A 24878-nucleotide genomic window follows, 5' to 3' on the forward strand; every position below is an offset into this window, starting at 1 on the left:
CCGCGGAGCGGGCGGCACTCACTTCTCTTCCGAACCCCAGGAGGTTCCCATGGCAGTTTCTCTTTCCAAAGGTGGCAACGTCAACTTGAGCAAAGAAGCGCCCGGTCTGAAGACCATTACCGTCGGTCTGGGCTGGGATCCCCGCGCCACGGACGGCCAGGACTTCGACCTGGACGGCAGCGTGTTTCTGCTGAACGCCCAGGGCAAGGTGGGCAGCGACACCGACTTCATCTTCTACAACAACAAGAAAAGCGCCGAGGGCAGCGTCGAGCACAGCGGCGACAACCGCAGCGGCGAAGGCGCCGGCGATGACGAGACCGTCATCGTCCGCCTCGACCAGGTGCCGGCTGGCGTTGACAAGATCGCGGTCTGCGTGACCATTCACGACGCCGACACCCGCCGGCAGAATTTCGGTCAGGTGTCCAAAGCCTACATCCGCGTCATGAACGCCGAGGGCGGCGCCGAAATTGCCCGCTACGACCTCAGCGAGGACGCCAGCACCGATACGGCCATGATCTTCGGCGAGGTGTACCGCAACGGCGCAGAATGGAAGTTCCGGGCCGTGGGACAGGGCTACGCCGGTGGCCTCGCGCCGCTCGCCAAGAACTTCGGCGTCAACGTCTGAACCCGGCGCTTGCAGGCGGGACCTCCATGATCATGGAGTCCCGCCTGCTCTGCCCGAAGGAGCTGATGTGCAGACTTTCCAGACCGGTCAGAAGTCCCCGCTGTCCTCTCTGACCGACCAGTCCACCCTCGTGCTCACGGTGCGGGTCCGCGGACCCGCACCGGAGTACGACCTCATTCTGTTTGGCCTCGACGAGGCCGGCACGCTCAGTGACGACCGCTACATGGTGTTTTTCAACCAGCCCGCCAGTCCTGAGGGGGCCCTGCGCCTGCAGGCCGGCGCGCACACCGAGGTGACCTTCCAGATTGACCTTGGGCGCCTGCCGAGCACGGTTCGGCGCCTGAGTCTGGCCGCGACTGTCGACGGCGGCACCTTCGGGCAGATCGACCACGCGGCGGTCACCCTGTCTGACGGCTGCGGTCCCTGCCTGACCTACCAGGTGACCGGGCGTGACTTTCAGCAGCAGAAGGCCGTGATGCTGCTGGACCTGTACGTCAAGGACGTCTGGCGGGTGGCCGCGGTTGGTCAGGGGTTTGACGGCGGGCTCGCGGCGCTCGTCCGGCACTTCGGGGGCGAGGTCGCGGACGACCCGCCCGCCGCGCCCGTCAACCTGAAAAAGGAGCGGCAGCGGGTCCTGCTCGAAAAAGCGCAGCAGCAGGCGCCGGAGCTCGTCAGCCTGATCAAGGCGGCGCAGGTGAGCCTGGAAAAACGGGGCCTCGACGACGCCCGCTACCGCGTGAAACTCGTCCTGGACATCAGCGGCAGTATGCACGACGAGTACCGCACGGGCGCGGTGCAGGAGCTCGCCAACCGCGCCCTGGCCCTCGCCGTGCGCCTCGATGACGACGGTGAAGTCGACGTCTACCTGTTCGGAATCAAACCTCACCGCAAAGGCAAGCTCTCCCTGGACAACGCCCGCTCGTTTGTTCAGGGCATGCGAGTCAAGCTCGAAGGGGGGACCCACTACGGTCCCGTGATGGCCTTCGTGCGTGAAGACGTCAGCCGGGAAGGGCGCGATCTCCCGACCCTGGTGCTGTTCATCACAGACGGCGGCACCAGCAACCCCGCGGGTGTCATCCAGCAGATGCGCGACGCGGCCCGTGAACCCATTTTCTGGAAGTTCATGGGCATCGAACAGGGGCATGTGAACTTCGACTTTCTGGAAAAACTCGATGACCTCACCGGCCGCGTGGTAGACAATGCCGACTTCTTCAAGGTCCCCTCTCCGGTGCGCCTGCCGGACGCGCAGCTGTTTGACGCGCTGGTCAATGAACTTGACGTCTGGCAGCGGGACGCCAGGCGCGCAGGAATCCTCCAGTAGGGCTGGTCGTCTGCTCCCTGCCTGACGCCGACCGCCGCCACTTCATCACCCCTCATTGCATCAAGGAGCAACCATGGCAATCTCTCTCGAAAAAGGCCAGACGATCAGCCTCGCCAAAACCGCCGGCACTTCCCTGACGGAAGTCCGCATGGGCCTGGGCTGGGACGGCATCATCAAAAAGGGCCTGTTCGGCATGGGCACCAAACGGGTCAGCGTGGACCTGGACGCCAACGCGCTGCTGTTCGACGAGCGCGGCACCCTGGTGGACACGGTCTGGTTCCGTCAGCTGCAGAGCAAAGACGGCAGCGTTCGCCACAGTGGCGACAACCGCACCGGGGAAGGCGAAGGGGACGACGAAACCATCACGGTCGACCTGACCCGCCTGCCGAGCAACGTCGTGACGGTCATTTTCAGCGTCAACAACTACTCCGGGTCGAACTTCGGGGAGGTGGACAACGCCTACTGCCGCCTGGTGAATGCCAGGGGTGAGGCGGAACTCGCCCGGTACAACCTGAGTGCCCAGGGCGGGCACAGCGCGCTGATTCTGGCGAGTCTCAAGCGGCAGGGCAACGACTGGGGCATGACCGCGATCGGTCAGACCTCGTCCGGCCGGACCGTGCAGGACAACCTCAACGACATCCGGCCTCACGTCTGAGCGCAGCCCGGTGCAGAACCCGCCGGGGCTGAGCTGACCGCAGCGCCGCGGCGCTGCCGGGGTCATGTTTGGCCTGGCCCTGCCCGTCACCCCTGAGTTCCGGGCGATTCATGGCCCCCTGATTCTGCTGGAGGGGCTGCCCTGGTCCTGTGAGAGGGACGGTGCCGCCGCTCACGGCCGGTGGGTTCACCGCGCCTCAGGCGTGCCCCCGCGCTGGCCGGCGCGGGGGCACGTTCCTTCTCGCTTGAACGGACGGGGCCCAGTCCGTCTCCAGAGGACCGTCAGGGCAGGCGACCGTCGTTCTGGAGATCCTCCAGAAATTTCGCTTCACTCTGCAGGCGGGCCCGGCTTTGCGCCAGCGGCTCCCCGGTGATGGCCCACGCCTCCTGATCAATGGCCACGGACAGCGCCTGCACCGCATTTTCAATGGCGTTCTCCACGTCCACGATAGCCTGAGGTTTCGCGTCGCCCACAGCGCTCCTGGTCGCGCTCAGCCGCTGGGTGCGGCGCGACAGGGCCGTGGCTTCCGAAATCACCCGCCGGAGCGTCTCCCTCAGACTGGCCAGCCGCGCTCGCCGGCGGGCCTGTTCCGGCGACAGCAGGAACCCCTCCGCAGCCCTTTCGGCCTCTTCTTCACCGGCCGCGGCCTCCAGAGCGTCGAGCCGCACCTCCAGCGCCGCCAGCGCGGCGGCTGTCCGCGGCGCCAGGGTCACTGCGGACGCGGGACGAGGGCGGACCGGCGGCCGATCAGGGGTCGGTCCTTCCGGGCCCTCCGGGTCGGCGCGGCGTCGCAGCGCCCCCCACGCTTCAGCCAGCCAGGCCAACGGCCCGCCCTGCGGGCCTGCGCCGCCGCCTGGGCGCTCCGGAAGGGCGCCTGGGGACGGGTCGGGCAGGCTGGCCTCAGCCCGCTGCCTGGGGGAAATTGATGGGACCGGCGCCACCTGTTCCGGTCGCTGGACCGCTGGCCTGGGCGCAGCGGCAGAGGGCGAATCATGACGCGGTCGCCGGGGGAGAAACGTGTGGGCAGGTAAATTCAGGATCTTCTCCAGCACGCCGGCGTCGCCGACAGGCTCGACCTGAACCCACAGGCGCCGCCCACCCTGCCGGTGGTAGAGGCGCCCCAGGACGATCGCTGTCTGGTGCCCTGCCGTGGAGGGCAGGCCTTCAGGCACCGGGGTCCTGGCCACCAGGCGGCCCTGGCACCGCACCTCAAAATTCAGAGGTGCGCCTGTCCGCGCTGGCCCCACGGCGACCAGCACAACCTGACAGTCAGTGCGCGGGTCATCCGCGGCGCCCCGCCCCAGGAGCTGGTCCAGGTCAAGCACGACCCCCACCGCGCCCGGCTCCCCCCGGGTTTCGCCCACCCCAGGGCCGCCCGGACCCCAGGTCAACACGACCCCCGGCGCGCCATCACCACCAGTGCGCACCGCCCACAGCTGAAGGTCAGGCGGGATGTGCTCCATGACCTCACGGCCCCGGACCGAGAAGGTCAGCACCTGTCCGGACCTCCCCCCGCCCAGGGCGTCAATCTCCACCCGTGTTCCCGCCGTCAGATGTTGCACGTCTGATTATCCTCCTGACCCGAACGGGAAGCGCAGGGTCACGCGTCCGGCGGCCTGCGCCGGGTGGCACGCTCGCCGCCCGGTGGTGCAGGTGAACCGGAGCGCGCCCCGCCTGCCCGGAGCCTCCTGCTCCTGACTGCACCCCAGATCCTCCCGGAGGAGACGGTACGCTCGCCTTCCCGGTTGCCCGCCAGCACCCTCCAGCGGTCACGGCAGACACCGGGAGACCCGCGCCCGACCTTCATCCCGGGCGAAGGTGCCCTCGGGATTCCCTGCCCGGCGGACGCGGTTCAGACTGCACGAGGTCCACCGCCCGTTCAGGGCAGGGCGCCGCTCGGCGCTGCGGTGGGCTGGGCGGCGCTTCCGGCAGCGGACCGCCGCGGTGGCCCACCACGCCGGACCCCGGGGGGGCGGCCTGCACGCTGCCGCCGTGACGGCGCGTGTCAGTGCGGGGGAAGGTTACTCATCGCTGGGGACTCCTCGTAGGGCTGCACGATCACAAACCCGGTGCCCTGAAAGGCCATCTGCAGGGTTTCGCCGCCGCCACGCCCGAACATGGACCGCAGGTCCTGAGCGACCCGCAGATCCGGGCGCAGGTGTTCACTCCACGCGATGGTCGCGTTGGGGTCGGTGAAGACCGGTTCCTGCGGCGTGACCCGCAGGGTCAGGGGAGGACCGTGGCTCAGGATGGCCACCATGCCGTGACCGCTCATCCGCACGCTGAACAGGCCGCCTGCCACCATGCCCGCTACGGAACGCTGCATGGTGATTTCATGCGTCACAGTGTCCTCGAACGCGAGCAGGTCGTTGCCGTTGACGTTCAGCGTATCGCCTTGAAGGCGGATGATGGACACCTCCTTGCCCTGATCGGCGAGGTAACACACGCCGTGGCCCTGGATGCTCACGAGGGGCCCCATCTCCCCACTGCCCAGGCGCATCGCGGCGCCCAGCAGGCCGCCCATCCCGCCGCCGCGCACGGCGCCCATCAGGTCGCTCAGGGTACTGGCCCGCTGAAAATCGAGGCGGCCTTTGTAGGCGACCATCGCGCCGAGTTTGCTCCAGACCCGGCCGTTGACCTTGACTTCCAGCATCTTGCTCGACTCGAGTTCAAACACTTCCCCGGGGCGGTCCTGCTCAGCGCTGGCACGCACGAAGTCCGCGACGCTGGTGCCGTGCCCGGCCGGGCCGCCGCCGGCCACGTGCGGCGGTGCTGGGCGTGGCGTGGCCGGTTGGACGGGCGCCGCCGTGGGCGCTGGGGAGGACACCAGTGCGGGCGGAGCCGGGGGCGTGACGGGTGCTGGGGGCGGCGCGTCGGCCACCTGACCGCCGAAGTAGGTCAACAGGGCGTCCAGGCCCCCCTGGAAGCCCTGAGCGACGCTGCCGAGCCGCCACTCGCCGGCGTGCCGGTACAATTCCGCGATCATCAGGGCGCGCTCCGCCGTGAAGGCCGTGCCCTTCAGGAGAAGGGAGGCGCGCTCGGTGCCCTGCGTGTCTTGAAGGCTCAGGTGCAGTTGTCCCAGTCGACTCATCGGGACCTGATCGTGGGAGATCACGAACACCAGCCGTTCGATGCGCTCTGGAAGGGCCGAAAGATCCAGGTCGAACGTGGCGCGGCTCGGGTCCAGCTGCAGCCGCACCGCGCGCCCTGGGCTCTGCAGGTTGTTGTAGAACACGAAATACTGGTCGTCGCGGAGTTGACGCTCGCGGTCCAGGCCGAACACGCTCACATCGGACTGGAGCAGATCGTGCGTGACCTGCACCCGCAGGCGTGAATCGGACGTGAGCTCTGCCAGCCTGCGCTTCTCGCCGGGTTGAAGTTGGGTCATAGAAAGCCTCACAGGAAGGTCCTGGGCCGCGCGGACGACGGTCAAGACCTTTGAACTTCAGTGTAGCCTTCCCTCCGGATGTTCAGAGGGACTGAAGACGTTGGGGCGCCGGCCCTCTGCGCGCCCGACAAGCCCGTTGGTGCAGCCACACTGTCTGCCGCACAAGTGAAGCAGGCGGGTGGCCTGAACCGGGCGGTGGCGCCGCTCCGGGCCAAGCATCTGAACACGAAACCATGAGCCTGACACTGAAGGATCCGGTGGTCTGCGCCGGGGTGGCCTGTGATGAACGGGTCGCGCTGGGCGTGATGGCTGCTGCGGTGAACCGGCGACCCAGGCGCACGCCGAAGGCTGCCAGCAGCAGGTGAAGGCCGCGCCTATTCTGGTGGTTCGGGCAGGAGCTGTTGACCAGGTTGGCCCTGCCCAGGAAACCTGCGGCGGCCTCAACTGTTCCACACACAATCGCTTTTGCCCGGCTGCCACAGTGTGCCGTGCGGCTCCAGCTCACTGAAGTCGACTGCGGCGAAGTCAATACGGTGGCCGGGGACGCCCCCCGGGACGAGCCGGCCGGGGTCGCAGGTGCAGCAAGCCACGGCAGCCCCGTCGGAGGCCAGTCTTCCAAGACGGTGACGGCACGCGCGGGAATCGGGACGCGTCAGGCAGGCTCCCCTGGCGCCTGGAAAGCGTGGCCGCGCTTCCGGACGCAGCAGATTGTGACGGCAGCGCTGACCTACAAGCGCATCAAGATCCGCTGCTGTGACTCCCTGCACTCTGCAGAGGGCCGGAGAGAGGCAGGTGAACGTGGGGGTGGGGGCACGGTTGAGTGCGAACGGACATAACGGCCCTTCCCCGCCCGGGGCCGGAAGAGTACTGTGATTGTGGAGGAGCGCCTCATGTCCTATACAGGTGAAGAGTACGCCCGACAGTTTCAACGTCACCGGTCGGCACTGCTTGAACTGCTTGGTGGGGTCCCGGAGAGCAAAGAGCACGTTGTCGCCTGGGACGGCGGCATGAGCATCCTGCAGACGGCGGACCATCTGTTCAGTACGGGCGCTGGCGTGGTCGACATGCTGTCCGGCGGAACCTGGGAGAAGCAACCGCCTTCACCGTCCCTGGTGGAGGCAACGGAACGGCTCCGGCAGAACACGGCATCGATCAGTCAGAAGCTCCTGGCGATGACCCACGACGACCTCAACCGTGAACTGATCGTGTTTGGGGGCGCACGGTGGCCTGCGCACCGCCTGATCGATTTTCACCGTGAGCACGAAGTTCATCACAAGGGGCAGTTGTGGGTGATGGCCCGTATGGCCGGTCTGGAACCCCCGTTTTTTATTGATATGGGTGCCTGAGTCCGGGTGAGCCGGCATGCGGAGGCGGGCGTCGCCTGATGACGGTCCTGTTTGGGGCACGGACCGCTGGTCGTGCAGATACGCGGCTGGCCTGATCCGCGCCGGAACCTGGCCCGCACCTTGCCGTCGAGCACCGGAGCCCATCACATTGACAGTGATTGCCCTGTGGAGCACCTGTCAACATCTCAGGGCAGGCCGCGCGGCTGAGGGCAGGGACGGGCTGCGGACTCTGATCCGGCGCACCTTATGCGCGTCACCGTGAGCCCCGGCCCCCAGAACGGCCGTGCGGACGCTGGGGTCAATGCTTCGCGCTCAGCTGTTTGCCGGATGCCGTTTCAATGCCGTCCTTGTATCGTCGCGGGATGACGTCTTCCCTTCACCTCGACCACTGGCTGGCACAACGGGATCTGCCCGAGCCGTTCAGTGGCGTCATCGCGTTCAGCCGGGGGGCTGAGCAGCAGACCTGGGCCACGGGTGAAGCCATCAAGGCCCTCAACCTGCCCAACACACCAGCGACTCGCTTCCAGATGGCGTCGGGTTGCAAGATCTTCACGGCGGTCGCAGTCTGCCAGTTGATGCAGCGAGGTGCACTGACACCCCATACGCGTCTGACAGACGTGCTGGACACCGACTTTCCGCTGTTCGATCCCGCCGTGCAGGTGCATCACCTCCTGACGCACACGTCGGGCGTCCCCGATTACTTTGATGAAGCGGTCATGCAGGACTACGCAGAGGTCTGGGCCTCGCAGCCGATGTATGCCGTGCGCCAGGCCAGGGATTTTCTGCCCCTCTTCCAGAACCGGCCCATGACGTTTTCCCCCGGCGAGCGTTTCGCGTACAACAACAGTGGGTTTATTCTGCTGGGCCTGATCGTGGAAGCCCTGACCGGACAGGCCTTCACCGAGTACGTCCAGCGGCAGGTGTTGACGCCCGCCGGAATGGACGACTCCGGGTACTTCGCCGCGGACCAGTTACCAGCCAGCACCGCGTATGCGTACCTCCGGAAGGCAGACGGCGCCTGGGGAACGAACGTGTTCAGTGTCCCGGTTATCGGCGGGCCAGATGGCGGCGCCTACACAACGGCCCGTGACATGCAGAAGTTCTGGACCGCGCTGCACCAGGGGCAGTTGCTGGACGCGACGGCCCTGCTGACCCCACGCGTCCGGACCGGGTGGAAGCCCCCGCATACGCATTACGGCTATGGCGTATGGATCCACGACGCACCGCCGCGCCGGCAGTGTTTTGTCGAGGGAGCTGATCCGGGGGTGAGTTTCCGCTCGTGGTGGGATCCTCAACAGGAGCTGACCTTGACGGTCCTGGGCAACGCCGGAAACGCGATGTGGAGCTTCGTGGATGATCTGACCAGGACGCTCACACCCTGAACGGAGACGTTTGGGCACGGTGAACTCCCGGAGGGAGGCCGGCGCCGCAGGGACGCGTCCTCCGGGGAATGGGAAGGCCGTGACCGGACCGTCAAACTCCACCCCACACCGAAGGGGTACTCATGGAAGCGGGCGTGTACCGGTGTTATCCGGTCATCGACCAGGCACAGGCGCTGCTGGCGGCAGGCGAGATCGGCACGCCGCACCTTCTGGTACTCGCGGCCCTGGCGGTCCGGACCGGCCGGCAGATCAGAGAGGTCATCCCACCTGACTGATGCGCTCAGGGGCAGCCGGGCACCAGGCGGTGCCTAGGGTCCACGGCAGGGCAGGCGCGCACCGGTGAAGCCCGGCGCCCCGCCCCGCCCTTCCCGCCAGCGTGCGGCCGTCCGCGTCAGGCGGCGGTGTTCTGAGAGCCGGTGCACTGCCTCGGGCAGAACGACTGCGCGCAAGGTCCGGGCGGCAACCTTCACCCGGCGGAGCGCGTCGTGACGCAGAACACTCGAGCCGTCGCCGGGCGTCTGTTCGCCTGGGCGCAGGCGACGCCAGTTCTCGCTGAGTGTCCCGAAGGCAACCTGGCCGTGGGCCGGCGTGGCCGCCTGGACCGGGGTGGCCGGACGTCACTGGCGCGCCGCCGGGCCGCCGCCGCGTGCGCTCTGCGGATGTGTTCACCGTTGGAGGTCGTTCCTCCCGTTAGTCTGTGCGCCATGACCGGTGTTTCCTCACAACCCACGAGCGGCGGATGACCCGTCCCTCCCGTTCCCGCCGCAAGGGGCCGCCGCTGGCGGTTCCGCCTGAACCTGCCCTGGACGCCGCCGTGCCCGAGGCTGCTCCAGCGCCGAGCGATGAGCCCACCCCCGAAGAACTCGCCGCCGCTGAAATCCTTGCTGAAGAGCTGGACCTCGAGGAGGACCTGGACCCGGACGCCGATGAGGATGAGGCCGCTGACGACCGCGTCAAGCCGGAAGCCGCCGCGGAGGAGGACCCCTGGGCTGAACTTGAAGGGCACCCAGTCACCATCAGCAACGACCCGGTGCGGCAGTACCTGCACGAGATCGGCCGGGTGCCCCTGCTGACCGTGGCCGAAGAGATTGAGCTTGCCCGCCGGATGGAGGCCGGGCAGGCCGCCCGCGCTGAACTTGAACGCGAAATTGACCTTGAGGACCGGGCGCGCCGTCACCTGCAGCGGACGGGAGAAGACGGCGACCTCGCCAAGCAGCAGCTGATCGAGGCCAACCTGCGCCTGGTGGTCAGCATTGCCAAGAAGTACACCAACCGCGGGATGGGCTTCCTGGACCTGATTCAGGAAGGCAATCAGGGATTGATCCGCGGCGCGGAGAAGTTCGAGTACCGCCGGGGGTTCAAGTTCTCGACCTACGCGACCTGGTGGATCCGTCAGGCGATCAACCGCGCCATTGCCGACCAGTCGCGCAACATCCGCATTCCGGTCCACATGGTGGAAACCATGAACAAGCTGAGCCGGACGGCCCGGCAGCTGCAGATGGAACTGAGCCGGGAAGCCAGTGCGGAGGAGATTGCCGAAGCGATGGGCCCGGGGTGGGACGCCCCCAAAGTCGAGGAGACCCTGCGGGTCACGCGCGATACCGTCAGCCTGGCCACACCCGTCGGGGATGAAGGGGACTCCTCCATCGCGGATTTCCTGCCGGATGACCAGCGGGAGTCCCCGCTCAGTCAGGTGACGAGCGTGCTGATGGGGGAGGCGCTGGACCGGGCGCTGGGGACGCTCGAGCCGAGGGAGGCGCTGGTGATCCGCCTGCGCAAGGGCCTGGAAGACGGCCGGGAGCACACCCTGGAGGAGGTCGGCAGGCACTTCGGGGTGACGCGCGAGCGGATCCGGCAGATCGAGAACAAAGCGCTGCGCAAACTCAAGTACCAGCAGAGCCGGCAGGGGTACCTGCGGGAGTACCTCGACGACTGACAGCGTGGGCTCAGGCTCCCATAACCTCCTGCTCGCCACCTGACTGAGCCGGGACATGCACTCAGGCGCGCCCGGGAGGTACCTTCAAGTCCCGGGAACTTCAGCGCTGAACAGGGCGGTTGAGGGCCGTGGCGTCTTGAGGTGAGGTGAGCAGAGGGACGGCATGTTTCAGGCGCGGCGGCCTCATGCCGTCGCGTTGACCTGCGGTCTGACGCCGGCAAGCCCGCAGCGCTGGCGCCGTTCTGAGGCCCGCAGGGCGCGTCCTCCCCGGCGGTGCCTGACAAGACCGGCGTGGGCATCCGCTTCTGCCGGCACGCGGTGGCGTGTCGCTGGCCCCGCTGGCGCTGCGTTACCCGCTGTCGTCCGGACGTCTGCGGGTCTCCGCCAGAAACAACTGACGGAACTGTCTTGGCGTGACCCCGACCGTGCCTTTGAAGATCCGGGTAAAGGCGCTGTGGTCGAAGTACCCGCATTCCACGGCGATGCGGGCGACCGGCAGGTCCGTGGTCTGCAGCAGCCGTGTGGCCGCGTCGACCCGGGCGCGCGTCAGCAGCTGGCTTGGCGTGACGCCGTACACCCGTTTGATCTGACGCTCGAACGTCACCAGGCTCATGCGGGTCTGCCGGGCAAGCGCGGCGATGGGCAGCGGCTGAGCGTAATGCTCGTGGATGTGCGCGACGGCGGCGGACAACGCCGTGCCGTTACTGGAGGACACCGGAAGGTCCCGTGAGATGCCCATCAGTCCGAGCGGCTGGCCGCTGGGCAGGCTCAGCGGGCGTTTGGTGGTCAGGCACCAGCCGGACCGTCCGCCGGTGTACAGGTGAAGTTCAAGGTGCTCGGTGAGCGGTTTGCCCGTCAGCACGGCCTGGTCCTGCTGGGAGTAGTTCAGGCCGAGCGGCGACGGAAAGACGTCGCTCGCCTGTTTGCCTGTCAGGGCCCCGGGCGACGGCAGACCAAGCCGGCGGAGCAGGGTCTCATTGCCGTACAGGTACCGGCCCTGGGTGTCTTTGATGAATACGACGGTGTCCGGCAGGAAGTGCAGGAGGTCCAGCAGGGTCAGGAGACCGGGGGTGCCGAAGCCTTCCGGCAGGGTGGGTCGCTGCATGTCGTCCTCCGCAGGCACTATCGCGCACCGGGCTGGCGATGTGGTGGGCGGCCCTGCAGGCTGTCCCGTCTGGCCCACCGGACCCCGGGCGGTGAACTGTGCAGAAAGCGTCGCGGCGTTCCGCGAACCTGTACAAGACGCCGTGCCAGGGCCTGCCTATGGTGAAGGCATGTCCCAGATCAGCTCGGCGCGCGCCACGCGGCGTGTGCACTTCATCGATTCCCATACGGCCGGAGAGCCGACGCGCGTCATCCTGGACGGTTTCCCGGCCCTGCCGGGCGCCACGCTGGCCGACCAGCGCAGCGCCTTGATCCGGGACTTCGACGCCTGGCGCAGCCTGGTGAACAACGAGCCCCGCGGCAATGACGTGCTCGTCAGTGCGCTGCTGCTTCCCCCGTCGGAGGCGGGGTGTGTGGCCGGGGTGATCTTCTTCAACAACGTGGGGCCGCTGGGCATGTGCGGGCACGGCACGATCGGTGTGATCGCCACCCTGGCCTACCTGGGCCGGATTGAACCGGGCGAACACCGCCTTGAGACTCCCGTCGGCGTTGTTGCCGCCACGCTGCACGGGGACGGCCGGGTCAGTGTGCAGAATGTCCCCGCCTACCGCCACCAGCAGGCCGTAACCGTGCAGGTGCCGGGTCTCGGCGACGTGCGCGGTGACGTGGCCTGGGGAGGCAACTGGTTTTTCCTGACTGACGCGGGTGGAGAAGTGCTTGACGCCTCCAACGTCGAGGCGCTGACCGACCGGGCCTGGCGTGTCCGTCAGGCGCTGCAGGCCGCGGGGGTCACCGGCGCGAACGGCGCGCAGATCGACCACATTGAACTGCTCGGTGAGGTCGGTGGGGTGTCACGCAATTTCGTGCTGTGCCCCGGCCGGGCGTACGACCGGAGTCCCTGCGGCACGGGCACCAGCGCGAAAATGGCCTGCCTGGCGGCCGACGGTCTCCTGGCGCCCGGACAGCGCTGGGTGCAGGAGAGCGTGATCGGCACCGCCTTTGAAGGCCACTACCGCTGGGAGGACGACGCCGTGCACCCCACCATCACCGGCCGGGCCTACATCACGGCGCAGGGGGAGCTGATCGTTCAGCCTGGGGATCCGTTCGCGTGGGGCATCCGCGCGGCGCCCGACGTGAGCGTGGAGCGGGGATGACCCGGCCGCACGGCGTGGTGGTGGGTGCCGGCCTGGTCGGCGCGGCCTGCGCGGCGGCGCTGGCGCGTCAGGGCTGGCGGGTCACGGTGATTGAAGCGGAAACGGTGGGCGGCGGCGCGACCGCTGCGGGCATGGGTCACCTCGTGGTGATGGACGACAGCCCGGCGCAACTTGCCCTGACCAGTCTCAGCCTGGAACTCTGGGAGGCCCTGGCGCCGCACCTGCCGGTCCAGGCGGACTACCGGCGCTGCGGCACCCTGTGGGTGGCGAGCGATGAGGACGAGCGGCGCGGCGTGCTCTTGAAGCAGCGGCAGTACGGCTCGGCCGGCCGGGAGGCGACGGTGCTGGACGCCGGTGAACTGGCCCGCCTGGAGCCGGCCCTGCGCGCCGGTCTGGCGGGCGCGCTGCGCGTGCCGGGGGACGCGGTGGTCTACGCTCCGGTCGTGGCGCGCTTTCTCCTTGAGCGGGCCGGCGCCGACGTGCAGTGCGGTGAGGTGGTGGCGCTGGACGGGCGCCGCGTGCAGCTCAGGGACGGACGGCAGCTGACGGCCGACCTGACCGTCGTGGCGGGCGGCGCGGCCGCCGGGACCCTGCTGCCGGAGCTGCCGCTGCGCGCCCGGAAGGGTCACCTGCTGATCACGGAGCGCATGTCCCTTCAGGTGCGTCACCAGCTGGTCGAACTGGGGTATCTGAAAAGCGCGCACGCCAGTGAGGCGGACAGCGTGGCGTTCAACGTGCAGCCGCGCCCGACCGGGCAGCTGCTGATCGGGTCGAGCCGCCAGTTCGGACCGGTCGACAAGCAGATCGACTGGGTTCTGCTGCGCCGCATGCTGACGCGGGCGGCCGAATTTCTTCCAGCGTTGCCGAACGTGCAGGCGCTGCGGCTCTGGACCGGGCTGCGCAGCGCCACCCCGGACCACCTGCCGATTATCGGGCCTCACCCGGCCCGGCCGGGCGTGTACCTCGCCGTGGGGCACGAGGGCCTGGGCATCACCACGGCCCTGGCGACCGCGGCCCTGCTCCGGGCGGACCTGGCGGGGCAGCCTTCCCCACTGCCCGGCGTGAGCCTCGGCCTCGAGCGCTTTGACGCGGGGGCGCACCATGCCTGAGCTGACCTTCGAAGCGCGCCGCGTGACGGTCAGGGACGGCACGACCGTCCTGGCGGCCCTGCAGAACCTGGGCGTGCACGTGACGCGGCGCAGCCTGAGCGGCGAGGTCCGCGGCGCCCTGTGCGGCATGGGGGTCTGCTTGGAATGCCGCGCGTTCGTCGACGGCCGTCTCGTCCGGACCTGCCTCACCCCGGTCCGCGGGGGCATGGTCATCGAGCGGTTGCCGGAGGCGCGCGGTGACGAGTGACCTGACGGCAGACGTCGTGGTGGTCGGAGCCGGGCCGGCGGGCCTGAGCGCCGCCCGCGCCGCGGCGCAGAGCGGCGCGGATGTGCTGGTCCTGGACGCCGGTCCGGGCCCCGGCGGGCAGATCTGGCGGGGCCTGACCGAAGCGCAGCCTGGGCCCGCCGCCACGCTGCTGCGGGAGGTGCGCCGCCTGGGCGTTCACGTTCTCACGCAGGCTGAAGTCAGTGCCGTGGAGTCCGCCCGGCCCGACCGGCACACGCTGGTCTTGTCCACGCCGGTCGGCCTGCGCCGGATCGAGACACCCACCGTCATTCTCGCGACCGGCGCCACCGAGCGGTTCGTGCCGTTTCCCGGCTGGACGCTCCCCGGCGTGGTGGGTGCCGGGGGCCTGCAGGCCATGACGAAAAGCGGTCTGGACGTGCGTGGGCAGCGCGTGGTGGTGGCCGGCAGCGGACCGCTGCTGCTGGCCGTGGCGGCCAGCCTGCGTGGCAGAGGGGCGCACGTGATCGCGGTGGCGGAGCAGGCCTCCTGGCCCAGCCTGGCCCGCTTTGCCCTGAGTGCCAGTCGCCTGCCGGGCAAAGGCCCGGAGGCCATGAAGCTGACGGCTGCCCTGAGGGGAATCCCGTACTGGCCGGGCACCTACCCGCTGCGGGCCAGCGGCGAGGGGCGCCTGAGTACGGTCACCCTGCGCCGTGGGCACCGGGAGCGGACCCTCGCCTGCGACTGGCTGGCCGCCGGTTTCGGCCTGGTGCCCGACACGCGCGTGGCAGCGCTGCTGGGCTGCGCCCTGACCCGCGCCGGCGCAGTGCGGGTGAACGCCTGGCAGCGCACCAGCCGCGCAGGGATCTACGCGGCAGGGGAGGTGACCGGGGTCGGCGGGGTGGACAAGGCGCAGCTCGAAGGGTTCCTGGCTGGGTGCGCGGCCACCGGGCAGATCGAGCGGCTGCGTGACGTGGCCTTGCCACTCGGGCGCCAGCGCCGCTTCCAGGCCGCCCTGGACCGGTCCTTTGCCCTGCGCCCGGAGGTCCGGGCCCTCCCCGGCCCCGACACGGTGATCTGCCGCTGCGAGGACGTCCGACACCAGGCCCTCACCGCCTGCCGGTCCTGGACGGACGCCAAACTCCAGACGCGCTGCGGCATGGGCACCTGCCAGGGCCGCGTCTGCGGCCCGGCCACCGCCGCCCTGTACGGCTGGTCCTTCTCCGGCGTTCGCCCGCCCCTGACCCCGCTCCCGCTGGCGGACCTGCTGTGCGCCGCCCGGCCGCGCGCGGAGCCGGCCGCGCCGGCCCCTGACCGCTCACCCGCCGCCCCATTCGCTTGTCCTGAGGAGGAACCCGCATGACCCACCCCAAACTCTTCGAAGGTGTCTTTCCTGCCATCACCACGCCCTTTGCTGCCGACGGCAGCGTGGACCACGCCTTTCTGAGCGACCACGCCCGGTGGATGATGCGCGGCGGCAGCCGGGGCATCGTGCCCCTGGGCTCGCTCGGCGAAGGCAACACCCTGGAGGAAGCGGAGAAGATCGCCATTCTCGACACGCTGGTTGAGGCGCTGGGCGACGCGCCGGTGGTGCCGGGCATCGGCAGCCTCAGCACCGCCGGGGCTGTGCGCCTCGCGCAGGCCGCCCGGGACGCCGGGTGCCAGGGCCTGATGGTGCTGCCCCCCTACGTGTACACCAGCGACTGGCGAGAAATGAAAGCCCACATGGCGGCCGTGATCAGCGCGACCGACCTGCCGGTCATCCTCTACAACAACCCCATCGCGTACCGCACGGACTTCCTCACCGCCCACATCCTCGAACTCGCCGCCGAGCACCCCAACGTGCGCGCCGTGAAGGAGTCCAGCGCCGACGTGCGCCGCGTGACCGCCCTGGCGGCCGCCCTGCCGCCCCACGTCGAACTGATGGTCGGCGTGGACGACCTGCTGCTCGAAGGGGTCGCGGCCGGCGCCACCGGCTGGATCGCCGGGCTGGTCAACGCCTACCCGGCCGAGAGCGTGCGGCTGTTCGACCTGGCCCGCGACGGGCGCCTGGACGAGGCCACGGACCTGTACCGCTGGTTCCTGCCGCTGCTGCGCCTGGACACCGGCATCAAGTTCGTGCAGCTCATCAAACAGGTGCAGGCCGAAACCGGCCGCGGCAGCGCCCGCGTGCGCGCGCCCCGCCTCGCCCTCACCGCCGAGGAGGTCCGCGACGTGCAGGCCCTCGTCCGTCAGGCGGCCGCCCAGCAGCCCACCCCGGTATGACCGCCCCGCGCGCCTTTCACGCACTCAACCCGGCCACAGGGGAGGCCCTGCCCACGCCCGTCCCGGTCACGTCCCCCGAAGCGCTCGCAGCGGCTGTGAACGCCGCGGCCCGCGCGGCCCGCCCGTTCGCGCGGCTCCCCGGTGCGCGGCGCGCGGCGTTCCTGACTGCCGCGGCCGACCAGATCACGGCCCTGACCGACGAACTCGTCGCGCGGGCCATGGAGGAAACCGCCCTGACGGAACCGCGACTGCGGGGCGAGGCCGCCCGCACCGCCCAGCAGCTGCGGCTGTTCGCGGACCTGGCGCGCGAGGGCTCCTGGGTGGACGCCCGGCTGGACCGGCCCGACCCGCGCCGCACGCCGCCAAAGCCGGACGTCCGCAGCTTGCGCGTCCCCCTGGGACCGGTGGCGGTGTTCGGGGCCAGCAACTTCCCGCTGGCGTTCAGTGTGGCCGGAGGCGACACGGCGGCCGCCCTCGCGGCAGGCTGCCCGGTGATCGTCAAAGCCCACCCGGCCCACCCCGCCACGTCGGCCGTCGCGGCGCGCGCGCTCCAGGCCGCCGCCGCCGCGACCGCGATGCCCGAAGGCACCTTCACCGTGGTGTACGACGACGGGCATGACGTGGGCCTCGCTCTGGTGCGTCATCCCCACATCCGCGCGGTGGGCTTCACCGGGTCACGCGCGGGCGGTCAGGCGCTGCTGGCCGCCGCGCAGGCCCGGCCGGTGCCCATCCCCGTGTTCGCGGAAATGAGCAGCGTCAATCCACTGATCCTGAGCGAGCGTGCCGTGCAGGCCGGCGGCGCCCCGCTCGTGGCCGGGCTGACCGCCAGCATCACTGGTTCCGGCGGGCAGCTGTGCACCCAGCCGGGCCTGCTGTTCGTGCCGGACGGCGCCGCTGGAGACGCCCTCCTGCTCGACCTGGCCCGGGCGCTGCAGGCGGCGCCCGCCTGCACCCTGCTCTCCGGCGGCATCCACGAGGCCTACGCCGGCGGCACCGCCGCCCTGGCCGCGCACCCGGAGGTGAAAACACTCCAGCACGCCGCCGGGGAGGGTCGCGGCGTTCACGCGGCGCTCTACGCGGCGCCCCTCGCGGCGCTCACCTCTGCCCCCGACCTGGCTCAGGAAGTGTTCGGACCGGTCAGTCTGGCCATCCGGTACGGCTCCCTTGCCGCGCTGACCGGGGCCCTGCAGGCGCTCGAAGGGCAACTCACCGCAACCCTGCACGCCCGCCCTGAAGAACTGCCCGCGTGGCAGCCCGTGCTGGAGGTGCTGAGCAGCAAGGCCGGGCGCGTCATCCTCAACGGGTTTCCCACCGGGGTGGAGGTGGGCCACGCCATGGTGCACGGCGGCCCGTTCCCGGCCACCAGCGACGGCGCCAGCACCAGCGTCGGCACCCGCGCCGCCGAGCGTTTCACCCGTCTCTTCGCCTATCAGGACCATCCCGACGCCCTGCTGCCGCCCGAGCTGCAAAACGCCAACCCCCTGAAGCTCTGGCGGCTGGTGGACGGCCAGCGAACGCAAGAACCCCTTACCCCGGAGGTCACCGCATGAACCACCGCCTGCTGCGCGCCGCTGCACTCCCCCTGTCCGCCCTGCTGCTCGGGTCTGCCCACGCGCAGACCACCCTCAAGGTCGCCACAGTTTCGCCCCTTTCCGGCGCCCAGTCGGACATGGGGCTGCAACTCAGGAACGGCGCTCAACTCGCCCTCAACGAGGCCAAAGCCCAGTTCAAGAAGCTCGGCTTCGACCTGCAGCTCGTGGCCTACGACGACCAGGCCGATCCGACCACCGGTACCGCCGCCGCCCGCAAGATCGTGTCCGACAAGAGTGTGCTGGCGGTGGTCGGCACCCTGAACAGCGGCGTCGCGATTCCCGTCAGCAGCGTCCTGGCAGCCAGCCACGTGGCGATGGTGTCTCCGCTGAACACCGCCAACGAGGTGACCGACCGGGGCCTGAAGAACGTCAACCGCATCGTCGCGCGCGTCGACGCGCAGGGCCCCGCCGCCGCCACCTTCATGATGAAAGCCTTCAAGGTCAAAACGGTCTATGTCCTCAACGACAAGACCACGTTCGGAGAAGGGCTCGCGGACGAGGTCGAACGGGCCCTCAAAGCCGCAGGCGTGCAGGTCCTGGCGAACGAAGGCACAGAGGAGAAAAGCGATTTCTCCAGCATCATTGCCAAGATCAAGTTGCAGCGGCCTGACGCGATCTACTTCGGCGGCATGTACAGCCAGGCAGGCGTGTTTGCCCGGCAACTGCGCGAAGCGGGCATCCTGACCCCCATCGTGGGGGGAGATGGATTCGACAGCACTGAACTCCGGACCATCGCGGGCCCCGGCGCCGAGCGCATCTACTTCACCACCATCGCGGCCCCGCCCGAGTCGCTGGCGGCCGCGAAAACACTGGCCGCCCAGTACCAGAAAGCTTTTGGCCGCCCGCTGCAGGGGTTCGGCCTGTTCTCCTACGACGCGACGAAAGTCGCACTTCAGGGAATTCTCAGTGCCATCCGGAATCAGGGGAACACGCGCCCAACCCGCGAGCAGGTGGAACAGGCCATCCGCAAGGGGACCGTCACGGGCCTCATTTCCGGAACTGTCAGTTTCAACAGCCTCGGTGACCGCAGGGAAGTCAAGCTGTACATCCTGCAGGTGGCGCACAAGGCCTTCACGCTGGAAACCACGATCAATGTGGTCTCGAAGCGGCCCTGACGACTGAGGAGAACAGCATGCACGCAGCATTAGATCCACAGGGGTCAGCAGCTTCTGTCCTCTGGCAGACGGAACGTGGTGAACACCGCCGGGCCAAGGAAACCCTCCAGACGGACGCCGGGAGTGCGGCACCGTCGCCCCGGGCTTTTGGCAAGTGGCGCCGCCTGCTGGGTGTGACCCGCCGGAAGGTGAGCGCCGCCATGGCCGTGTTCTGGCAACGACAGTGGCCGGAATCCGAGGAGTTGGTCGAGCAGTGGCATCTGTGGGCGCTGCACAACCATTAGTGGACGCCTCAAGGCATTGCGACCTCCATGTCATTCGGGCTGGGGCGTCGCGTTGCCCACCATCCACGCTGCGCTCCAGACCGGCCTCACCGGGCGGCATTGACGCCCCCATGCACGCCACCAGTCCCCGGGGGGCGGGCCCCGGTAATCAGGCCCCAGGACCAGTGGCCAAACGGACGCGGCGCGCCTGCGCTGCTTGCGTGGATAGCCTCAGGACCGACGCTGAACGGCGAAGAACCGGCGATCACACCGGGCCGCCGCACAACTGAAGAAGGCGACCCGAAGGCCGCCTTGATTTCTTAAATATAGAGCGGTATTCAGGGCCTGTCAACCTTATCCACCGGGTGGTCATGGATTTCTGAGCATGACGGGTGTGAAATGAAGCAAGAACGGTCTGGAGTGTCCGCAGTGCGGCGCCGTCCGCATCGTCAAAAACGGTCACGCTCACACAGGTAAGCAGCGGTAACTGTGTCGGTGCCGCCACCAGTTCACCCTGCAGCCCGGTTGGCATCGGGTTTCCGCTGAAATCATCGCTCTGGCTGAGCGGTTGTTGACCGAACGGATCTCCCACCGAGGGATTTGTCGAGTCACCGGCGTGAGCCGCTCGTGGTTCCGTCCGCATCTTAAACAGTCGACTGGCAGCGTCCTCCACGAATCTGATGACCCGCTGTCCCTAGCAAAAATAGCCTGAGCATTCCAGCACCCTTGGAGAGGGTGCTGGAATGCGACGAATGATGCACGTTCGTGAGCAGCCATCAACGACCCCTCTGGATCTGGCTGGCGACGGAGCGGGACACTCGACTGATCGTCGGGTGCTTCCTCGGTCCCCGTGACACCTTGGGCGCGGACGGGCTGTGGCATAGCCTGGAATATCCTGACCTGGACGTGGTCTGTATGACAGACCGCCTGGCCGCCTACAAAAGTGTCGTGTTTGGGAAGTTGCACCGCTTCGGTGGGACGCAGTATGTTGAGCGTTTCAACGCCACGTTGCGCGCCCGCCTGGCCCATCTGGTGCGCCGTTCCCTGGCCTTCAGTCGTCGCCAGTCGCATCTGGAGACCGTCGTCTGGTTCTTCATCCACCAGGACAACGCGTCATTCCCTTGAACCCTCTACGCACCCGATTCCTGAGCCTGCGTATTTGAGCCACATTCTGTTGCCTTCTGTGGTCTGCTACGGCTGTGTCCACCTCTACGGCGAATGTAGGCAGCTCAGCGGTCTTTGCTTTGATTCTTCTAGCTGCTGGGGGCGTTCTTGCCTTCGGCATCTGGCGGGGACGCTCTGACCTGGGTCAGCGGGGATTCATAGGCGTGATTCTGAGCAGCTTGGCCACGGCGTTGATAGGAGTTTTCCTTGTTCTAGGGGGGTTAAACAGAGAGATGAACGGGATATTGAAGTTCGTGCTTAGTGGTGCACTGCTGAGTTATGTGGCTGGTGCCCTGCCGCTATGGGTTGCCGGCAACTGGTTCCGAGTCATCAAGGAATCGACTGAGCGGCAGTGAACGGTTGGTGACCTGTTGTACCCCGCAGAAGAAGTCTGAGATGCGCCGGTACAGTCGGGATTAAGTTTAGGCTTCGGCTGCGAAGCTTCATTGTCGTTGATAAACAGTCTTACACCCGGGTCCTGCAACTGGCCACAGCAAACAAAAGAGGCGACCCGAAGGCCGCCTTGATTTCTTGAATATAGCGTCGAATGCAGGCTAGGTCAAGGGTATACATCGGGTGATCGTAAATTTTTGAGCGTGACAGGTGTGGAATGAAGCATGAACGGTATCGAGTGTCCGCAGTGCGACGCCGTCCGCATCGTCAAAAACGGCCATACCCAGAGGGGCAGGCAACGCCACTTGTGTCGGGCGTGTGGCTTCCCAAAGTTCAGGATTGAACCCCCGGGAACGCGAAGGGCACCTGTTGGACGCGGCCGTACTGGTTGTTCCCAAAACCGGCCACAGTGAATGACTTCTCACGGGGAGGGTGCTGCAGGCAGCCGCTGATCAGAATTTTTGCGCTTATGGATTTAATGGCCACTTCACAGCCGCGCGTTTGGCTTTCTTCTCCGCGCTCAGGCGCGCTCGTCGCGGCAGGTGCGCTATGGTGGTCGTCTATGCCGTTGCCCGCCAGCGACACCGCTGAACCTCCCAGTTCGGCCCACCGCCCAGCGCCCGTAAATAGGGCCACGGGGCTGGGTGGTGCGCTCTGACGGCCCTCCTGCCCCTTCTGATCATCCTGCTGCTGGTCGCCGTCAATGCTCTTTACGTCGCTGCCGAGTTCGCCACGGTCGGCGCGAGACGCTCCCGCGTGCAGGAAGCCTCCGAAAATGGGAACCGCGCGGCCGCGGACCTGCTGGAGATCCTGAAAGACCCAGGGCGCCTGGACACCTACATTGCCGCGTGCCAGATCGGCATTACCCTGAGCAGCCTGGTTGCGGGCGCGTACGGTCAGGCCCGGCTCATCCCTCTGCTCACCCCCGTGGTCGGCCCAGTGGGTGGTCCGGTCCTCGCGACCATCCTGGTGCTGACGTTGATTACGGCCTTGCAGGTGGTGCTCGGAGAGCTGCTGCCCAAAACGGTGGCGCTGCGTTACCCCGAGCGGCTGGCCGTGGCTGCTCTGCGGCCCATGCAGTTCAGTCTGCTTGTTTTTCGGCCCCTGATCAGCCTCTTCAACGGCTCGGCCTTTGCCCTGATGCGGGTCTTGAACCTCCGGGTGGATTACAGCCACGCGCACGTTCACTCGCCTGAGGAACTCGAGGACCTGTACCGCGAGAGTGCCCGCGGAGGCCTGATTGACGCCAGTGAGCGGGCCATGGTTGCGGGGGTGCTGAACGTCGAGGACCGGGTGGTGCGGGAGATCATGACCCCGCGTACGAAACTCGTCAGCGTGCCTGGGCACCTTACCGTGCACGAGGCCCTCAGGCGCCTGGCAAACACGCCGTACACCCGTTTCCCGGTGACGGGTGAAACGCCTGACGATGTGATCGGCATCATTCACCTGCGGCAACTCTTCCTGACGGGTGAAACCCAGCCGGGCCGGCGGGTGAGCGAGGTGGCCCGTGCGCCGCTGATTGTGGCGGAAAGTATGGCTGTCCCGGACCTCTGGAGGCGCCTGCGGGAAGCGTCGCGGCACGCCGCCATCGCTGTCGATGAGTACGGCAGCGTGGCGGGGATGGCGACCCTGGAAGACGCCCTTGAGGAGATCTTTGGGGAAATGCAGGACGAGTTCGACCGGGAGGAGGAGCCCCTGACGGTCGATGGTGACCGGGTGACGGTGCGTGGGGACGTGCGGATTGATCAGCTCAATGACCGCTTCGAACTGGACCTGCCTGCGGACGAGGTGGATACCGTCAGCGGTCTGATCTGGCATGAACTCGGCCGGCTGCCCATGGTGGCCGATGAGGTGAGCGTCGGTGAAGTGATCGTGCGGGTTGAGGCGATGGACCGCCGCGCAGTGCAGCGGGCGAGTTTCACGCTGCCCCGCGGCACGGTGGACGGGGACACCGGGCGGACCATCTGATGCTGGGCACGGCCTTTTCCACCGTGGTGATCATCGTTCTGGTGGTGCTCAACGGCCTGTTCGTCGCTGCTGAATTCGCCCTGGTGGCGTCCCGGCGGTCCCGGCTGAGCGCGCTGGCGACGGCGGGCAATCCGGCGGCCCGCTGGCTGGCGGCCGTGTTCGATGATGAGACTGGAAAGGACCGCTACGTCGCCGCCGCGCAGCTGGGGATCACCCTCGCTTCGGTCGGGCTGGGCATGTACGGGGAACCCGCGATTGCCGGGTGGCTGGATGGGCCGTTCGAGGAAGCTGGGCTGTCTCACGCGGCGGCGCACACACTGGCGTTCATTCTCGCCTTGAGTCTGGTGACCTTCATGCACGTGGTGTTTGGGGAGATGATCCCGAAAGCGCTGGCCTTGCAGGCTCCGGAAACGGTCAGCCTGCAGGTGAATCCGCTGATGCGGGCCGTTGGCTTTCTTTTCCGGCCGCTGATCCTGTTGCTCAGTATCCTGGCGCTCGGGCTGATGCGCGTTCTGCGGATCCGGGAACCGGGAAAGAACACGTTTCTGTACACCAGCAAGGAACTCAGCATCGTTACGGATGAGAGTGCGGACAGTGGGCAGTTGGGGCAGGTGCAGCGCGACCTGATTCAGAACATCTTCGCGCTCGAGGACCGCACGGCTGCAGACCTGATGACGCCCCGGCGCAGCCTGGAGGCGCTGTCGATCCGCGCCTCGCCTGAGGAGGTCACCCGGCGGATTGCCGCTTCGCCGCGCAGCCGGTACCCGGTGTTTGAGGAGAACCTTGATGAGATCATCGGGGTGCTGCACGTCAAGGATTTCATCCGGGCGCGCGTGTCGGGTGGGTCCCCTCAACTGGACCGGCTGGTGCGGCCGTTACCGAGCGTCGCGGCGTCCTCAACGGCTGAGCATCTGCTGGCCCTGTTCAAGCGCAAACGCCTGCACGCGGCCCTGGTGGTGGATGCCTCCGGAGGCACCCTGGGGTTCGTGACCATGGATGACCTGATCGAGGATGTGATGGAGGAAGAGGAGGCGGGGACCTCCGGTTGGGTGCAGGTGAATGCGGACGGTTCCCTGACGGTGGACGGTCAGGTCACCCTCAGCGAACTGCGGGAGGACCATGGCCTGAACCTGCACAGTGAAGACGCGATGACCGCTGCGGAGCTGCTGTTGGGCGAGTACGGAACGGTCCCGGCCCCAGGTATCACGGTGAACGTGCAGGGCCATGACCTGACGGCAGAGGAAGTGCTTGGCCTCAAAATCACGCGCGTCCGGGTGAGGGCCGTGCCAGCCCATCAGCGGCCCGAACAGGAGCCGTCGAGCCCGTCGGTCCAGGAGTGACGTCCGGGGTGCACGCGGGGGGCACGGCACGGAGGAGGCGCAGGTCAACGTGCGAACAGGCGGATTGTCGCCTCACATCGGCGCTTCCGGGGCCCCGGGCAGACGCGGACCGGTCGCCGGTGAAAGGAAAACCAGGCAAAGGGGCGTTCGAGCGTCCCGTGTCCGGGATTTCCCTTATTGATCACGGCGTGGCTTTGTATCGGTTGCCGCCGGACTTCAGGTGTCTGGGTGAGCTTGATCGCCGACGGGGCTGGACGGGAGCAAGGCGAACCTGTGCCGTTATCAATAAAGCTAAAGCAGCTGTGATTAGCCTGGCCAAGCTGGCAAGGGCAAGAAGATATCGCCGCAGCATCAGAAGCACTGAGATCCGACTCGCAACAGCCTGAGGCGCGGCTGCACGAAACCGCTTAGGCCGCCGACATTTGGGTCGCCTTCTTTGTTACGCCGTGGCCAAGTGCAGGCACTCCCTATACACCTGTCTATCAGGGATGAGTCCGCTTTTGGCCGCTCCATCCGCTTACCCTATCCAGCCGTG

The 24878-nt window shown here is 67.8% G+C and carries 23 protein-coding genes and 1 pseudogene; 20 read left to right on the plus strand and 4 right to left on the minus strand.

The features are described 5' to 3' along the window. The first annotated feature begins 49 nt into the window (after positions 1 to 49). The 3 genes from LAJ19_RS15740 (at position 50) to LAJ19_RS15750 (ending at position 2601) form a co-directional block, all read left to right on the plus strand. Complete coding sequence (locus tag LAJ19_RS15740) at positions 50 to 625, plus strand: TerD family protein (RefSeq protein ID WP_225523822.1); 576 nt, start codon at positions 50 to 52, stop codon at positions 623 to 625. A gap of 67 nt (positions 626 to 692) precedes the next feature. After that, a complete protein-coding gene (locus LAJ19_RS15745) occupies positions 693 to 1946 on the plus strand; it encodes a VWA domain-containing protein (RefSeq protein WP_225523823.1) in 1254 nt (417 codons plus the stop codon). Positions 1947 to 2019: 73 nt separating this feature from the next. After that, positions 2020 to 2601: a TerD family protein gene (locus LAJ19_RS15750; RefSeq protein ID WP_225523824.1), complete on the plus strand. Its 582-nt coding sequence runs from the start codon at positions 2020 to 2022 to the stop codon at positions 2599 to 2601. A gap of 281 nt (positions 2602 to 2882) precedes the next feature. Here LAJ19_RS15750 and LAJ19_RS15755 read toward each other — a convergent pair whose 3' ends face one another. From LAJ19_RS15755 to LAJ19_RS22130, 3 genes and pseudogenes are all read right to left on the minus strand, one after another. Continuing rightward, positions 2883 to 3314 carry a hypothetical protein gene (locus LAJ19_RS15755; RefSeq protein WP_225523825.1) on the minus strand — a complete coding sequence of 144 codons (432 nt, stop codon included), beginning with the start codon at positions 3312 to 3314 and terminating at the stop codon, positions 2883 to 2885. A gap of 1292 nt (positions 3315 to 4606) precedes the next feature. Beyond that, complete coding sequence (locus LAJ19_RS22125) at positions 4607 to 5362, minus strand: AIM24 family protein (RefSeq protein ID WP_225523989.1); 756 nt, start codon at positions 5360 to 5362, stop codon at positions 4607 to 4609. 141 nt (positions 5363 to 5503) lie between these two features. Further along, a pseudogene (locus LAJ19_RS22130) lies at positions 5504 to 5989 on the minus strand (TerD family protein); the annotation flags it as partial. Between the two features lie 869 nt (positions 5990 to 6858). On the opposite strand from LAJ19_RS22130, the gene LAJ19_RS15770 reads away from it, so the two are divergent. The 4 genes from LAJ19_RS15770 (at position 6859) to LAJ19_RS15785 (ending at position 10653) form a co-directional block, all read left to right on the plus strand. Continuing rightward, complete coding sequence (locus LAJ19_RS15770) at positions 6859 to 7335, plus strand: DinB family protein (protein WP_225523826.1); 477 nt, start codon at positions 6859 to 6861, stop codon at positions 7333 to 7335. Positions 7336 to 7697: 362 nt separating this feature from the next. Next, a complete protein-coding gene (locus LAJ19_RS15775) occupies positions 7698 to 8717 on the plus strand; it encodes a serine hydrolase domain-containing protein (RefSeq protein ID WP_225523827.1) in 1020 nt (339 codons plus the stop codon). 122 nt (positions 8718 to 8839) lie between these two features. Next, positions 8840 to 8992 (plus strand): hypothetical protein, encoded by a 153-nt coding sequence (locus tag LAJ19_RS15780; protein ID WP_225523828.1) that lies wholly within the window; start codon positions 8840 to 8842, stop codon positions 8990 to 8992. Positions 8993 to 9456: 464 nt separating this feature from the next. Next, the gene (locus LAJ19_RS15785) at positions 9457 to 10653 is read left to right on the plus strand and encodes a sigma-70 family RNA polymerase sigma factor (RefSeq protein ID WP_225523829.1); all 1197 of its coding nucleotides are present in this window, start codon (positions 9457 to 9459) and stop codon (positions 10651 to 10653) included. Positions 10654 to 11002: 349 nt separating this feature from the next. Here LAJ19_RS15785 and LAJ19_RS15790 read toward each other — a convergent pair whose 3' ends face one another. Then, on the minus strand, positions 11003 to 11758 hold the full coding sequence (locus LAJ19_RS15790; protein ID WP_225523830.1) for an AraC family transcriptional regulator: 756 nt from the start codon (positions 11756 to 11758) through the stop codon (positions 11003 to 11005). A gap of 169 nt (positions 11759 to 11927) precedes the next feature. Between LAJ19_RS15790 and LAJ19_RS15795 the strand changes: the two genes are divergently transcribed. The 13 genes from LAJ19_RS15795 (at position 11928) to LAJ19_RS15850 (ending at position 24343) form a co-directional block, all read left to right on the plus strand. Further along, on the plus strand, positions 11928 to 12911 hold the full coding sequence (locus LAJ19_RS15795) for a proline racemase family protein (RefSeq protein ID WP_225523831.1): 984 nt from the start codon (positions 11928 to 11930) through the stop codon (positions 12909 to 12911). Further along, the gene (locus LAJ19_RS15800; RefSeq protein ID WP_225523832.1) at positions 12908 to 14020 is read left to right on the plus strand and encodes an NAD(P)/FAD-dependent oxidoreductase; all 1113 of its coding nucleotides are present in this window, start codon (positions 12908 to 12910) and stop codon (positions 14018 to 14020) included. Before LAJ19_RS15795 ends, LAJ19_RS15800 begins: the two co-directional genes overlap by 4 nt. Then, complete coding sequence (locus LAJ19_RS15805; RefSeq protein ID WP_225523833.1) at positions 14013 to 14267, plus strand: (2Fe-2S)-binding protein; 255 nt, start codon at positions 14013 to 14015, stop codon at positions 14265 to 14267. Before LAJ19_RS15800 ends, LAJ19_RS15805 begins: the two co-directional genes overlap by 8 nt. After that, positions 14257 to 15606, plus strand: coding sequence for an FAD-dependent oxidoreductase (locus LAJ19_RS15810; RefSeq protein WP_285892310.1), 1350 nt, complete (start codon positions 14257 to 14259; stop codon positions 15604 to 15606). Before LAJ19_RS15805 ends, LAJ19_RS15810 begins: the two co-directional genes overlap by 11 nt. After that, positions 15603 to 16508: a dihydrodipicolinate synthase family protein gene (locus LAJ19_RS15815; RefSeq protein ID WP_225523834.1), complete on the plus strand. Its 906-nt coding sequence runs from the start codon at positions 15603 to 15605 to the stop codon at positions 16506 to 16508. Before LAJ19_RS15810 ends, LAJ19_RS15815 begins: the two co-directional genes overlap by 4 nt. After that, positions 16505 to 18058 carry an aldehyde dehydrogenase (NADP(+)) gene (locus LAJ19_RS15820; RefSeq protein ID WP_225523835.1) on the plus strand — a complete coding sequence of 518 codons (1554 nt, stop codon included), beginning with the start codon at positions 16505 to 16507 and terminating at the stop codon, positions 18056 to 18058. The genes LAJ19_RS15815 and LAJ19_RS15820 overlap by 4 nt, the downstream gene beginning before the upstream one ends. Further along, the gene (locus LAJ19_RS15825; RefSeq protein ID WP_225523836.1) at positions 18055 to 19215 is read left to right on the plus strand and encodes a branched-chain amino acid ABC transporter substrate-binding protein; all 1161 of its coding nucleotides are present in this window, start codon (positions 18055 to 18057) and stop codon (positions 19213 to 19215) included. Before LAJ19_RS15820 ends, LAJ19_RS15825 begins: the two co-directional genes overlap by 4 nt. Before the next feature lie 17 nt (positions 19216 to 19232). Then, complete coding sequence (locus tag LAJ19_RS15830) at positions 19233 to 19499, plus strand: hypothetical protein (RefSeq protein WP_225523837.1); 267 nt, start codon at positions 19233 to 19235, stop codon at positions 19497 to 19499. A gap of 394 nt (positions 19500 to 19893) precedes the next feature. After that, complete coding sequence (locus LAJ19_RS22135; protein WP_432804254.1) at positions 19894 to 19965, plus strand: IS1/IS1595 family N-terminal zinc-binding domain-containing protein; 72 nt, start codon at positions 19894 to 19896, stop codon at positions 19963 to 19965. A 278-nt stretch (positions 19966 to 20243) separates the two neighbouring features. Beyond that, positions 20244 to 20603 carry an IS1 family transposase gene (locus LAJ19_RS15835; protein WP_225523838.1) on the plus strand — a complete coding sequence of 120 codons (360 nt, stop codon included), beginning with the start codon at positions 20244 to 20246 and terminating at the stop codon, positions 20601 to 20603. Between the two features lie 656 nt (positions 20604 to 21259). Further along, complete coding sequence (locus LAJ19_RS22140; protein ID WP_225523839.1) at positions 21260 to 21448, plus strand: transposase-like zinc-binding domain-containing protein; 189 nt, start codon at positions 21260 to 21262, stop codon at positions 21446 to 21448. Between the two features lie 274 nt (positions 21449 to 21722). Continuing rightward, a complete protein-coding gene (locus tag LAJ19_RS15845) occupies positions 21723 to 23003 on the plus strand; it encodes a hemolysin family protein (RefSeq protein WP_349774855.1) in 1281 nt (426 codons plus the stop codon). After that, a complete protein-coding gene (locus LAJ19_RS15850) occupies positions 23003 to 24343 on the plus strand; it encodes a hemolysin family protein (RefSeq protein ID WP_225523840.1) in 1341 nt (446 codons plus the stop codon). The genes LAJ19_RS15845 and LAJ19_RS15850 overlap by 1 nt, the downstream gene beginning before the upstream one ends. Positions 24344 to 24878 lie beyond the last annotated feature (535 nt).

Origin of the sequence: Deinococcus taeanensis (genome assembly GCF_020229735.1) — a bacterium.
In the GTDB taxonomy this organism is placed as follows: Bacteria; Deinococcota; Deinococci; order Deinococcales; family Deinococcaceae; genus Deinococcus; species Deinococcus taeanensis.